The sequence below is a fragment of the Flavobacterium sp. 28YEA47A genome (assembly GCF_041262125.1).
GTDB lineage: Bacteria > Bacteroidota > Bacteroidia > Flavobacteriales > Flavobacteriaceae > Flavobacterium.
Map to the genome: position 1 here is coordinate 357,105 of NZ_JBGCCI010000001.1, position 13,015 is coordinate 370,119.

The following is a 13,015-nucleotide window of genomic DNA, read 5'->3' on the forward strand; positions in this document are numbered from 1 at the left end:
AAATACTAAATCTTACATCTAAAATCATGCATTTGAAATTTTTCTTAAAAAAATCATCTATTCCCATTTCATAATTCATAACTTTTCCTATCTTTGCACCCACTTTGGACCAACCTCTGGCGAAACTCGTGAACGTTGCTCTGATAATCAAATAATTAAATCAAACAAAATGGCAGATTTGATGAAATTCGTTAAAGACGAATTTGTAACAAAAAAAGATTTTCCTGAATTCGGAGCTGGTGACACAATCACAGTTTACTACGAAATTAAAGAAGGTGAAAAAACAAGAACTCAGTTCTTCAAAGGAGTTGTAATCCAAAGAAGAGGTTCTGGTGCGACTGAAACTTTTACAATCCGTAAAATGTCTGGTTCTGTTGGAGTTGAGCGTATCTTCCCTGTGAATATGCCTGCTTTACAGAAAGTTGAAATCAACAAAACTGGTAAAGTTCGTAGAGCTAGAATTTTCTACTTCAGAGAACTTACAGGTAAAAAAGCTAAAATTAAAGACAGAAGAAGATAATCTAACGTCTTTTAGTTATAAAAAAATCCCGAATCGCTTCGGGATTTTTTTATGGCCTATTTTTTTTAAGATGCAACATGAAATAAAAAATCATACCTTTACCTATTGTATGCAACTTACCTAAAATCAGACATTATGAAAAAAATAGCTTTACTATTTTGTCTCGCCATACTTCTTTCATGTTCAAGCGACGATTCTTCGCAGCCGCATGACACTACAGCCGATGTGCTCTTAAAAAAGACCATCACTCAAAGCAATGGCACAAGCTATGAAACGCTTTATAAATATGACGGTAAAAAATTACTGGAAGCCAGAAGCGTGAAGGAAAATAAAAAATTCAATTACAACGGAAATAACATCTCAAAAATCAGCTGGTACACAAATCCTGATACCGACAATACATTGTCACAAACTGTAGAATTTGAATATCTTTCTAATGGAAAACTAAAAAAATTCAAACAAGAAAGCGATAATCCTTTGACTGTTGAGTTTACCTATGTTGGACAGGATACTGTAAATTTTGTCGCAAGAGCCTACAGAAGTTCTTATGATTTCGTAGGATATTTTACCGTTCGAGACAATGAGATCTCAGAATATGTATACCTGAACGGCGGAAGACCAAGGCCTTCTGTAAAATACACTTACGACAGTAAAAACCACCCTTTGAAAAATGTTACCGGATACAATAAGCTATTCTTGTATCACTATTTTTACAATTCAGCACATTTCAATGGTTTTACCACTAATATTGGAAGTTCAAAAAATTGCATTAGCAACAGCCTAATCGAAAATCCGAACGTAATCGAAGTTATGAATACGTACGAATACAATGAAAACGGATTCCCAAAAGTAATCAACAAAGACAGCAACAGTGCTGCTGATTATCTGTTCTACTAAAATTCTTTCTTAAATAAAAGACTATCAAGATAAGCACAACATTTCTATTATTAGAAACTTTGCGACTCTGCGCCTTTGCGTGAAATAATTGCTCGCAAAGGCGCAGAGCCGCAAAGCAAGATTTCAGGTAATCAATTAAGAAAACCTAAAGAATTCACCTGCTAAAATATTTCCAACTTCTAAAATATCCACGTTAAAATTTTATAGTTATTTGATGATTTCGCATTTATCAATCTTTTAATTACCAATTTCTTAAATCAAACGTTTTCGCTTTCTCCAAATTCTTAAATTCGCTATGGTTTTCATATATTTGCAATCCTTACAAACAAGAATAAACAAACAAATTTTTTTCGAAAATGTCAGATAAAGCAAAGATTTCTTATACAATTACGGACGAAGCTCCGATGCTTGCCACCCACTCTTTTTTACCAATCGTAAAAGCATTTACTGCTCCGGCAGGAATTACTGTTGAAACCAAAGATATTTCATTGGCTGGAAGAATCATCGCCAACCTTTCAGACTATCTTAAGCCAGAACAGAGAATCAACGACAATCTTGCCGATCTTGGAAAACTGGCTACAACTCCTGAGGCAAACATCATCAAATTGCCTAACATTTCGGCTTCGGTTCCTCAATTGAAAGAAGCCATCAAGGAATTACAGGCACAGGGATACAATCTTCCTGAATTTCCTGAAAACCCTCAGACTGACGAAGAAAAAGCAATCAAGGCTAAATATGCTAAAGTGCTCGGATCTGCCGTAAACCCGGTTCTACGTGAAGGAAACTCTGACAGAAGAGCTCCAAAAGCTGTAAAGAATTACGCTAAGAAACACCCACATTCTATGGGTGCCTGGAGCGCAGATTCCAAAACACATGTAGCAAGCATGAGCGAAGGTGATTTTTATGGAAGTGAAAAATCAGTAACCATTAAGGATGCCGATACTTTCAAAATTGAATTCGTAGGCAATGACGGTACTACAAAATTATTAAAAGACACTTCTCCGTTAAAGGCCGGAGAAATTATTGATAGCTCAGTAATGAGCATGAAAGCATTAAAAAGCTTTATCTCTAAAGAAATTGAAGACGCCAAAGCAAAAGGTGTTTTATTTTCTGTGCATTTAAAAGCAACCATGATGAAAGTTTCAGACCCGATTATGTTTGGAGCAATCGTTGACGTTTTCTTTGCACCGGTTTTTGAAAAATACAAAGACCTTTTTACAGAACTTGGTATCGATACTAAAAATGGATTGGGTGATGTATATGCAAAGATTGCCGGACATCCAAAACAGGCTGAAATAGAAGCTGACCTAAATGCAGTTTACGAAAACGGGCCTGCTATTGCTATGGTAAATTCTGATAAAGGAATTACCAACCTTCATGTTCCTTCTGACGTAATCGTTGATGCTTCTATGCCGGCCATGATCCGTACTTCAGGACAAATGTGGAACAAAGAAGGCAAAGGACAAGACACAAAAGCTATCATTCCAGACCGTTCTTATGCCGGTGTTTATGTTGCAACTATCGATTTCTGCAAGAAAAATGGCGCTTTTGACCCAAGAACAATGGGAAGCGTTCCAAACGTAGGTTTGATGGCGCAGGCAGCTGAAGAATACGGCTCACATGACAAGACTTTCCAAATGACTGCTGACGGAACTGTAAAAGTCATCAACTCAAAAGGAGAAGTCCTTACTGAACAAAAAGTAGAAAAAGGCGATATTTTTAGAATGTGCCAGGTAAAAGATGCTCCAATCCAGGACTGGGTAAAACTGGCTGTAAATAGAGCAAGATTATCTGACACTCCTGCTATTTTCTGGTTGGATGAAAACAGAGCCCATGACAGACAATTAATCGAAAAAGTAAAACTTTACTTAAAAGATTACGATACAACCGGATTGGATATCAAAATTATGAATCCAATTGAAGCTACTAAACTTTCTTTGGAAAGAATCAAGGACGGAAAAGACACAATTTCAGTAACAGGAAACGTTTTGCGTGATTACCTGACGGACTTATTCCCTATCTTGGAACTTGGAACTTCAGCAAAAATGCTTTCTATCGTTCCGTTGATGAATGGCGGTGGTTTATTCGAAACCGGAGCCGGAGGTTCTGCACCAAAACACGTAGAACAATTCATTGAAGAAGGTTACCTTCGTTGGGATTCTCTTGGAGAAGTTTTGGCTTTAGGAGCTTCTTTGGAACATTTAGGACAAACTCTAAACAACTCCAAAGCATTGGTTCTTTCTGAAACTTTGGATCAGGCTACAGAAAAGTTCTTAGAAAACGACAAATCGCCAGCTAGAAAAGTAGGTCAGCTTGACAACAGAGGATCGCATTTTTACATTGCTTTATATTGGGCACAAGCATTAGCAGCTCAGGATAAAGACGCTGAATTGAAAGCGACTTTTACTGAAATAGCCAAAGAACTTACTGATAACGAAGCTAAAATCAATGAAGAGCTAATCGCTGCTCAAGGAAAACACCAGGAAATTGGCGGCTATTACAAGCCAGATTTCAACTTGACTGACAAAGCCATGAGACCAAGCGAGACGCTAAACAAAGCTTTGGCTAAACTAGCTTAATCTTTTAACTTATTTTATAGAAAAAGACGACTGGAAACGGTCGTCTTTTTTATATTTTTACGTTTCAATCTTTTTATCCGTAATTCATAATTCACAACTCATAATTAAAAAATGTCAAGCCACCATATTGTCCGCGACGACCAGGAACCTGCTTTAATCATTGCTAATGGAGCTTCATGTAGTAGTGAACTAATGGGACAATTATTAGAATGGTCGCCTTTGGTTATTGTTTTGGATTCAGCTATAGAAAGAGTGCTGCCATTAGGCATTAAAGTCGATGTTCTGTTAGGCGATTTTGATAATGGATTGGATACCGAATACTATAAGACATTGCAATTCCCGTTGGAAATCGTATACGCTCCTGATCAGGAAAAAACCGATCTGGAAAAGGCATTCGACTATTTGATCGAAAAAGGACACAAAGCCGTCAATGTCGTATGGGCAACAGGACGAAGAGCCGATCATACCATAACCAACATGACCAATATCGTTCGCTTTCAAGACAAACTAAAAATTGTTATTCTTGACGACTATTCCAAAATTTTCCAACTACCAAAACGATATGAAAAATGGTATCCAAAAGGCTTCCCAATTTCGATTATTCCCGTTGGGACAGTACATGGCATTACATCAACAAATCTCGATTATTTGTTACACGATGAAACCCTGACTATGGGATATCGCACCGGAAGCAGCAATCATGCCGCCCAGGATGGCATGGTAACTATCGAGCATAAAGAAGGTGATTTGTTGCTGATGGAATGTTTTGATTGATTCTTTTAAAACCTCTATACGATATGACTAATCCTGTTATAAAAATTAAAAGTTCCGAAATCCTCTCAGACAATTGGTACATCCTTAAAAAAATTGTCTTTGATTACCAGAAAAAAGACGGCAGTTGGGAAACCCAATCCAGAGAAGTCTACGATCGTGGTAATGGTGCTACCATTCTCCTTTACAACAAAGCACAAAAAACAGTTATTCTTATCCGCCAATTCCGTATGCCTACCTTTGTAAATGGCAATGAAACAGGAATGGTTATTGAGGCTTGTGCCGGACTCCTGGAAGAAGAAAATCCGGAAGAATGCATCAAGCGTGAAACTGAAGAAGAAACAGGATACAGTCTGACCCAGGTACGGAAAGTTTTTCAGGCCTATATGTCACCCGGATCTGTTACAGAAATCATCTATTTCTTTGTAGCAGAGTATTCAAAAGAGATGAAAATAAGCGAAGGCGGCGGACTTTCTACAGAACATGAAAACATCGACGTACTCGAAATTCCTTTTGAAAAAGCCATGCAGATGATTGAAACCGGAGAAATAAAAGATGCCAAAACCATCATGCTTTTACAATACGCCAAAATCAACAATTTGTTGGAATAAGCATTTATACTAAGACATAACTTTTAAGGTTTCCTAAAGTTTTTTTCCTATTTTCCTTTGTAACTTTGTTACTTAAACTTCAAACTCCACATGAAATTTCAAGTCGTATCTGATTACAAACCTACTGGCGATCAGCCACAAGCTATTGAAAAATTAAGCAAGGGCATCGAGGACGGAGAGCGTTTCCAAACGTTATTAGGAGTCACGGGTTCTGGAAAAACGTTTACTATGGCGAACGTCATTCAGGAAGTACAAAGGCCTACGCTTGTTCTGGCGCACAACAAAACACTTGCTGCCCAGTTATATTCCGAGTTCAAGCAGTTTTTTCCAAACAATGCGGTAGAGTATTTTGTTTCCTACTACGACTATTATCAACCTGAAGCTTTTATTCCTGTAACGGGTACTTATATAGAGAAAGACCTTTCCATCAATGAAGAATTGGAAAAAATGCGATTGAGTACCACTTCTTCGCTTCTTTCCGGACGTAGGGATATTATAGTTGTTTCTTCTGTGTCCTGCCTATACGGTATTGGTAACCCTGTAGAATTTCAAAAGAATGTGGTTACAGTAGAAAAAAACCAGGTAATTTCCAGAACAAAACTACTACACAAATTAGTACAGGCCTTGTATTCCCGAACCGAAGCTGAATTTAATCCCGGCTCTTTCCGCATCAAAGGTGATACGGTAGAAGTATTTCCTAGCTACGGAGACGAACCTTTCAGGATACATTTTTTTGGCGATGAAATTGAAGAGATCGAAGCATTTGATCCAAAAACCTCTTTGGTATTGGAAAAATACACCAGTCTAAATATTTATCCCGCAAATATGTTTGTGACTTCACCTGAAGTACTGAACGGTGCCATCTGGGAAATCCAACAGGATTTGGTAAAACAGGTAGATTATTTTAAAGAAATTGGAAAACACCTGGAAGCAAAACGTTTGGAGGAACGTACTAACTTCGACCTGGAAATGATTCGTGAATTAGGTTATTGTTCCGGTATCGAGAATTATTCGAGATATCTTGACGGCCGACTTCCAGGCACAAGGCCTTTCTGCCTGCTGGACTATTTCCCAAAAGACTATCTTATGGTGGTAGACGAAAGCCATGTTACCGTATCACAGGTTCATGCCATGTATGGTGGTGACCGTTCGAGAAAAGAAAATCTGGTGGAATATGGTTTCCGACTGCCTGCTGCTATGGACAACCGCCCGCTGAAGTTTGAAGAATTTGAAGCCATGCAAAACCAAGTCGTCTATGTATCGGCAACTCCTGCTGATTATGAATTGGAAAAATCAGAAGGTGTTTATGTCGAGCAGATTATTCGTCCAACAGGACTTCTTGATCCGATTATTGAAGTACGCCCAAGCCTGAACCAGATTGACGACCTTATTGAAGAAATCCAGCAACGTGTTGAACTGGACGAACGGGTTTTGGTAACCACGCTTACAAAAAGAATGGCAGAGGAACTTACAAAATACCTTACCAAAGTAGCCATTCGCTGCCGCTATATTCACTCTGAAGTCGATACGTTGGAACGTGTTGAAATCATGCAGGATTTACGAAAAGGACTATTTGATGTATTAATTGGTGTTAACCTGCTACGTGAAGGTTTAGATCTTCCGGAAGTATCGCTTGTAGCCATTTTGGATGCCGATAAAGAAGGTTTTCTGAGAAATACCAGATCGCTAACCCAAACCGTAGGAAGAGCAGCAAGGAATATCAACGGAAAAGCGATTATGTATGCCGACAAGGTTACTGCCAGCATGCAGAAAACGATTGACCAAACCAATTACAGAAGAGAAAAACAGATTAATTACAACAAAGAACATAATCTTTCTCCAAAAGCTCTGAACAAAAAAATCGACAGTACGTTAGCAAAAAACTCTGTTTCGACCCAATATTTCGAGAATCAAGCTCTGAAAGCTGCCGAACCGGAAAGCCAATACCTGACAAAACCAGAAATTGAGAAAAAAATCCGTGAGGCAAGAAAGGCTATGGAAAAAGCAGCTAAAGATTTAGATTTTATGCAAGCGGCAAAATACAGAGATGAGATAAAGGCATTGCAGGAAAAGATATAAACTAATTCAACTGCTCCTTAAAAATATCAATCAGCATTTCAGGATCAATCATTCCGTTTGGCGATTCCTCCATTGCTTTTAGTATTCTTTTGATTGCAAAAGGATTTAATCCCATATTCACACCCATCTGTTTGATGGCTATTTCTTCTTTTTCATGCAATACACCGTCACAGTGCATCAGTAAAGCCAGTCTGTAAAATTGCTGGATTCGCTGCTGTTCTGATTTTATAGGAAGCGCTATTAATTCTTCGTGAAAAAGATTTTTAAAGTCTTCGCTTTTGACATTTAATTCCTGGGCTACAATACTTAAAAATTGATATTCTCTATCATGAAGCATTCCGTCAACAATTGCAAAAGAAATCATTTCAGCAAGAAGGCTTAACTTTTGTTCGTAGGTATTCATTAAATCTTTATTTTTAGCTAAAATATTCTTTTTTGTCCATCCCTAAAATCATTCACTTGAGATATTTATTCACAATTTTCTTTCTCTGCTTTTTTCTGAATCTGAAAGCACAGGAAAGTACGGCTACATCACAGGTCAGCACTTTTGAAATAGATGCGCCCCAATTAAAAACTGTCAAGAAAATATGGGTTTATCTTCCAAAAAGCTATGCGGCTTCTAAAAAAAAGTATCCTGTAATCTATATGCATGATGCACAAAACTTGTTTGATGCCAAAACTTCTTTTGCGGGTGAATGGAATGTTGATGAAACACTGGACAGCCTCAAGGCACAAGTTATCGTTATTGGTATTGAACACGGAAATGAAAAGCGGGTGGATGAACTCACTCCTTTTCCAAATAAAAAACATGGCGGCGGCAAAGCTGATGACTATTTGGATTTTATTGTAAACACATTAAAACCCTACGTTGATAAAAATTACAGAACAAAAACCAATGCTAGTAATACCGCAATTTTTGGAAGTTCATTAGGAGGACTTGTTTCGTATTATGCCATATTAAAATACCCGGAAGTTTTTGGAAAAGCAGGTGTTTTTTCACCTTCATTCTGGTTTTCAGATGAGATATACACCATGACTGAAAAATCAGAAAAAATCAAAGCCAAAATCTATTTCTTATATGGTGATTCTGAAAGTGACGATATGGTTATCGATGCTCAAAAAATTAAAAAACTTTTAGACCATAACAGATGCTATTGCCTGAAGCTAGACAAGACCGTAATTGTAAAAGGAGGACAACATGGAGAGAAATTATGGCGGGAAGGTTTTGCGAAAGCTGTTTTGTGGTTGTTTTAGTTAAATATAATCTATCTTTGCACAAATCAAGGATATGAACAACAACGATATTTTTAAAAAGCTTCGTGTAGCCTTACAGCTTCGTGATGACCAAATAGTAGACATACTTCAATTGGTAGATTTCAGAATCTCCAAGCCAGAATTAGGCGCTTTTTTTAGAGCAGAAGACCATCCAAACTACATGGAATGTGGTGACCAGGTACTACGTAATTTCTTAAATGGTTTGATCATTCATTTGCGTGGGACAAAAGAAAACCCAACCAACGCTATGGATGTAATCAACCAAAACAAAACCCAGTTAAAAACGGCTGTCAAAAAAGTTGCTCCAAAAGAAGCTCCAAAAAAACCAGTTGCAAAATCCTCTTCCAAAAACTTCAAGCCTAAAAAAGTGGAAAGCAAATTCAATCCTGTAGAAAAAGTAAAATTCAAAAACGGTAAAAACAAAAAGGCATAAATTGATTGATTTTCTGACGATAGAATATCTTAAATCCGGAAATAGCAGACAGCGTGAAGCATACCAGACTTTAACGCAACATACAGTTCTTGAAAAACTTTCGGAATTTAGTCCGATACTGGTAGGAACGATTCCAATCTGTATTGAGATTCCATCAAGCGATTTAGATATTGCCTGCTATTGGACAGAAAAAGTTAGTTTCTACAATCAGGTTAAAACCAATTTTGGCAAAGAAATCGGATTTCAAATTACTGAAACGGTTATCAATGACCGTGAAACAATTATCTCCAGCTTTATCTTAGATAATTTTGAAATAGAAATTTTTGGACAGGATATTCCTGTAGAAAAGCAATACGGATACCGCCATATGTTAATTGAATACAAGATCCTGGAACAGCAGGGAGAAAATTTCCGAGAAAAAATTAAAGAATTAAAAAAACAGGGATATAAAACAGAGCCCGCTTTTGCACTGCTATTGGACTTAAACGGGAATCCTTACGAAGCATTACTCGAACTTGAATAAAACAAAAAATCCTAATCTTTCGATTAGGATTTTTTTATTGCAATTATAAATATACTATTAGCTAAGTGCTGCTTTTACCTGATCAGCAGCTTCTTGGAATTGTACTGCAGATAAAATTGGCATTCCAGAGTTGTCGATCATTTCTTTAGCAAGTTCTGCGTTAGTTCCTTGCAAACGAACAATGATTGGCACTTTTATGCTATCACCCATATTTTTGTATGCATCAATAACACCTTGAGCAACACGGTCACAACGAACGATTCCTCCAAAAATGTTAATCAAGATTGCTTTTACGTTTGGATCTTTCAAGATAATTCTGAAAGCCAATTCCACACGTTTAGCATCAGCAGTACCACCTACATCAAGGAAGTTAGCTGGCTCAAATCCTGCATATTTAATCAAATCCATCGTTGCCATAGCAAGACCCGCACCATTAACCATACAGCCAACAGTTCCGTCAAGATCTACATAATTAAGACCTGCAGCTTTTGCTTCAACTTCGATTGGGTTCTCTTCACGAATATCACGCATTTCTGCTAAAGCCGGGTGTCTGTATAACGCATTGTCATCCAGGTTAACTTTTGCATCAACAGCAATGATTTTGTTATCAGATGTTTTTAAAACCGGGTTGATTTCAAACATAGAAGCGTCTGAACCAACATAAGCCTTATATAAAGAATCTACAAACTGAACCATTTCTTTGAAAGCATTTCCTGAAAGACCAAGATTAAATGCAATTCTTCTAGCCTGGAAAGCCTGTAATCCTACAGTAGGATCAATTTCTTCAGTGAAGATTAAATGAGGTGTTTTTTCAGCAACTTCTTCGATATCCATTCCACCTTCAGTAGAATACATAATCATGTTACGTCCTTTACCTCTATTTAATAAAACTGACATATAGAATTCTGAAGTTTCACTTTCACCTGGATAATAAACATCCTCCGCTACCAAAACTTTATGTACTTTTTTTCCTTCAGCAGAAGTCTGAGGAGTAATTAGCTGCATTCCTATAATCTGTTCAGCTAATTCTTCTACCTGCTGTAAATTTTTAGCCAATTTCACACCTCCACCTTTTCCTCTTCCACCTGCGTGAACCTGAGCTTTAATCACGTGCCATCCAGTTCCTGTTTCAGCCGTCAATTGTTTTGCAACCGTAACAGCTTCCTGAGGATTATTGGCAACATAACCACGTTGAACTTTCACGCCGTAACTGGCTAATATTTCTTTTCCTTGGTATTCGTGTATATCCATATTGAAGTTTTTTGACTTTTTAAAAGTGCCACAAAAATAGCAATTTTCATCTAATCAGCGAAAGAATTATTTCTTTTATTTAATGCTTGCCTGCCTATTCTGATTCTATTTTTATTAGTATCCCACATTATTTATTATTTCATTTTTTTCATTAAAAACACAAAAATAAAAGCAACTTTTTCACTTTTTTAACATCTTTAATATACATTAAAGTCAAAACCCAATCCTTTAAAACAAATAATCATGAAAAAAATTCAACTAATATGCTTATTTGCAATAATGATATTGCTAGGCTGCAATAACGACGACGATAATAGAAATGATACTTCATTGCGAGGAGTATGGAAATTAATAGAAGTCAACGGTACTATAGCCGGAATCAGAGACCAGTTTGAACCGGGAGTTATCCAATGGAATTTTAATGCATCCAATCATACTTTCACAGTCGTAAATAACAATACAGACGAATCCAAACAAGACATATTTGAATCAGGCACCTATAATTACTCTATAAGCAATAATGTTATGACTCCTGAAACATGCGCCCGTTCTCTTTCTCTTGCCGGAACAAATTATGGTTGTTATATAACCACTAATACAACTTTACAAATTAATCAAGGCGAAGCAGATGGCGTCATTCTCAAATTTATTCGTTAAAATAATTTAAGTTTTAATATATTATTGTTTTAAAAACAACAATATGTTGATTTTTGTTAATATAAGTTATTATTTTGCATAATATAAAATTCGATTATAATTTTGTATAAAAGAATTTAAAGTCATGCAAACGAAAGATTTACTGCAATTGTCAGAAGAGTTTGGAAGCCCGCTGTATGTATATGATGCTGCAAAAATCCAGTCTCAATATACCCGACTGACGGATGCATTTTCAAAAGTCGGAAGCTTACGTATAAATTATGCTGTAAAGGCATTATCGAATATTTCTATATTAAAACTTCTAAAGGAATTGGGTTCTGGATTGGATACGGTTTCTATCCAGGAAGTTCAACTTGGATTGTATGCCGGATTTGAACCGGAAAAAATAATCTATACACCCAACGGCGTTTCTTTTGAAGAAATTGAAGAAGCTGCACACCTTGGTGTTCAGATCAATATCGATAATTTATCCGTATTGGAACATTTTGGAGCAAAATACCCATCAATTCCTGTCTGCATCAGAATCAATCCACATGTCATGGCAGGCGGAAACGCTAATATTTCAGTCGGTCATATCGACAGTAAGTTTGGAATTTCTGTACATCAGATGCCTCACCTATTACGTATTGTCGAAAATACAGGTATGAACATCAACGGAATCCATATGCATACCGGATCTGATATTCTCGATATTGAAGTTTTCCTGTATGCGGCCGAAATACTTTTTGATACCGCCAAACATTTTAGCAATCTTGAATTTCTTGATTTTGGAAGCGGCTTCAAAGTACCTTACAAAAAAGACGATATCGAAACCAATATTGAAGAGCTAGGTAAAAAACTGAGCAAGCGATTTAATGCCTTTTGCAAAGAATATGGCCGTGATTTGACTTTAGCTTTTGAACCGGGTAAATTTCTGGTTAGCGAAGCCGGTTTCTTTTTGGCAAAAGTCAATGTAGTAAAACAAACAACTTCTACTGTTTTCGCAGGTGTCGACAGTGGTTTCAACCACTTAATAAGACCTATGTTTTACGGTTCGCAACACCATATTGAAAATATTTCCAATCCTAAAGGTAAAGAACGCTTTTATTCTGTTGTAGGATACATCTGCGAAACGGACACTTTTGCTAACAATAGAAGAATTGCTGAAATTAAAGAAGGTGATATTCTGTGTTTCAGAAATGCAGGAGCCTATTGCTTTTCGATGTCATCCAATTACAATTCCAGATTCAAACCTGCCGAAGTATTATGGTATGAAGGAAAAGGACACCTCATTAGAGAAAGAGAAAATTTTGACGATTTAATAAGAAACCAAATCATTGTAGAATTTGACAAAAGTTACGAGCTGGTTTCTAAAATTAGTTAGGTTAAGTATATTTTGAGGAAGGGTCCCATAGCATTAGCTTGGGGCTTTTTTTTTAT

At 36.8% G+C, this 13,015-nt stretch carries 13 protein-coding genes; 11 read left to right on the forward strand and 2 right to left on the reverse strand.

All coding sequences use genetic code 11. The features are described 5' to 3' along the window. The first annotated feature begins 169 nt into the window (after window positions 1-169). The 6 genes from rplS to uvrB all read left to right on the forward strand — a co-directional run bounded on the left by rplS (window position 170) and on the right by uvrB (window position 7,457). On the forward strand, window positions 170-520 hold the full coding sequence (gene rplS, locus ABH942_RS01715) for a 50S ribosomal protein L19 (protein WP_370029268.1): 351 nt from the start codon (window positions 170-172) through the stop codon (window positions 518-520). A gap of 135 nt (window positions 521-655) precedes the next feature. Beyond that, window positions 656-1,417 (forward strand): hypothetical protein, encoded by a 762-nt coding sequence (locus ABH942_RS01720; protein ID WP_370029269.1) that lies wholly within the window; start codon window positions 656-658, stop codon window positions 1,415-1,417. 356 nt (window positions 1,418-1,773) lie between these two features. Further along, window positions 1,774-3,996 (forward strand): NADP-dependent isocitrate dehydrogenase, encoded by a 2,223-nt coding sequence (locus ABH942_RS01725; protein WP_370029270.1) that lies wholly within the window; start codon window positions 1,774-1,776, stop codon window positions 3,994-3,996. 111 nt (window positions 3,997-4,107) lie between these two features. After that, window positions 4,108-4,770 (forward strand): thiamine diphosphokinase, encoded by a 663-nt coding sequence (locus ABH942_RS01730; protein ID WP_370029271.1) that lies wholly within the window; start codon window positions 4,108-4,110, stop codon window positions 4,768-4,770. Window positions 4,771-4,793: 23 nt separating this feature from the next. Then, complete coding sequence (gene nudK / locus ABH942_RS01735; RefSeq protein WP_370029272.1) at window positions 4,794-5,378, forward strand: GDP-mannose pyrophosphatase NudK; 585 nt, start codon at window positions 4,794-4,796, stop codon at window positions 5,376-5,378. A gap of 90 nt (window positions 5,379-5,468) precedes the next feature. Beyond that, window positions 5,469-7,457, forward strand: a complete 1,989-nt coding sequence (uvrB, locus tag ABH942_RS01740) for an excinuclease ABC subunit UvrB (RefSeq protein ID WP_370029273.1) — start codon at window positions 5,469-5,471, stop codon at window positions 7,455-7,457. 1 nt (window position 7,458) lies between these two features. On the opposite strand, the gene ABH942_RS01745 is transcribed toward uvrB, so the two are convergent. Next, window positions 7,459-7,860 carry a TerB family tellurite resistance protein gene (locus tag ABH942_RS01745; protein ID WP_370029274.1) on the reverse strand — a complete coding sequence of 134 codons (402 nt, stop codon included), beginning with the start codon at window positions 7,858-7,860 and terminating at the stop codon, window positions 7,459-7,461. Window positions 7,861-7,910: 50 nt separating this feature from the next. Between ABH942_RS01745 and ABH942_RS01750 the strand changes: the two genes are divergently transcribed. Genes ABH942_RS01750 through ABH942_RS01760 form a run of 3 tightly spaced genes read left to right on the forward strand, consistent with a single transcriptional unit; the run spans window position 7,911 to window position 9,688 of the window. Next, on the forward strand, window positions 7,911-8,711 hold the full coding sequence (locus ABH942_RS01750) for an alpha/beta hydrolase (protein WP_370029433.1): 801 nt from the start codon (window positions 7,911-7,913) through the stop codon (window positions 8,709-8,711). Window positions 8,712-8,745: 34 nt separating this feature from the next. Then, complete coding sequence (locus ABH942_RS01755) at window positions 8,746-9,165, forward strand: DUF1456 family protein (protein ID WP_370029275.1); 420 nt, start codon at window positions 8,746-8,748, stop codon at window positions 9,163-9,165. 1 nt (window position 9,166) lies between these two features. After that, a complete protein-coding gene (locus ABH942_RS01760; protein WP_370029276.1) occupies window positions 9,167-9,688 on the forward strand; it encodes a DUF4269 domain-containing protein in 522 nt (173 codons plus the stop codon). 57 nt (window positions 9,689-9,745) lie between these two features. Here ABH942_RS01760 and sucC read toward each other — a convergent pair whose 3' ends face one another. Next, complete coding sequence (gene sucC, locus ABH942_RS01765) at window positions 9,746-10,939, reverse strand: ADP-forming succinate--CoA ligase subunit beta (protein ID WP_140001164.1); 1,194 nt, start codon at window positions 10,937-10,939, stop codon at window positions 9,746-9,748. 243 nt (window positions 10,940-11,182) lie between these two features. On the opposite strand from sucC, the gene ABH942_RS01770 reads away from it, so the two are divergent. Beyond that, on the forward strand, window positions 11,183-11,596 hold the full coding sequence (locus ABH942_RS01770) for a hypothetical protein (RefSeq protein ID WP_370029277.1): 414 nt from the start codon (window positions 11,183-11,185) through the stop codon (window positions 11,594-11,596). 124 nt (window positions 11,597-11,720) lie between these two features. Continuing rightward, entirely contained in the window at window positions 11,721-12,959 is a 1,239-nt protein-coding gene (gene lysA, locus ABH942_RS01775; protein ID WP_370029278.1) for a diaminopimelate decarboxylase, read from the forward strand. The last annotated feature ends 56 nt before the right edge of the window (window positions 12,960-13,015 follow it).

What these genes read in the sequence shown, in the direction of transcription:
- rplS (WP_370029268.1), top strand. Translation starts at nt 170, where the DNA reads ATGGCAGATTTGATGAAATTCGTTAAAGACGAATTTGTAACAAAAAAA.
- ABH942_RS01720 (WP_370029269.1), top strand. Translation starts at nt 656, where the DNA reads ATGAAAAAAATAGCTTTACTATTTTGTCTCGCCATACTTCTTTCATGT.
- ABH942_RS01725 (WP_370029270.1), top strand. Translation starts at nt 1,774, where the DNA reads ATGTCAGATAAAGCAAAGATTTCTTATACAATTACGGACGAAGCTCCG.
- ABH942_RS01730 (WP_370029271.1), top strand. Translation starts at nt 4,108, where the DNA reads ATGTCAAGCCACCATATTGTCCGCGACGACCAGGAACCTGCTTTAATC.
- nudK (WP_370029272.1), top strand. Translation starts at nt 4,794, where the DNA reads ATGACTAATCCTGTTATAAAAATTAAAAGTTCCGAAATCCTCTCAGAC.
- uvrB (WP_370029273.1), top strand. Translation starts at nt 5,469, where the DNA reads ATGAAATTTCAAGTCGTATCTGATTACAAACCTACTGGCGATCAGCCA.
- ABH942_RS01745 (WP_370029274.1), bottom strand. Translation starts at nt 7,860, where the DNA reads ATGAATACCTACGAACAAAAGTTAAGCCTTCTTGCTGAAATGATTTCT.
- ABH942_RS01755 (WP_370029275.1), top strand. Translation starts at nt 8,746, where the DNA reads ATGAACAACAACGATATTTTTAAAAAGCTTCGTGTAGCCTTACAGCTT.
- sucC (WP_140001164.1), bottom strand. Translation starts at nt 10,939, where the DNA reads ATGGATATACACGAATACCAAGGAAAAGAAATATTAGCCAGTTACGGC.
- ABH942_RS01770 (WP_370029277.1), top strand. Translation starts at nt 11,183, where the DNA reads ATGAAAAAAATTCAACTAATATGCTTATTTGCAATAATGATATTGCTA.
- lysA (WP_370029278.1), top strand. Translation starts at nt 11,721, where the DNA reads ATGCAAACGAAAGATTTACTGCAATTGTCAGAAGAGTTTGGAAGCCCG.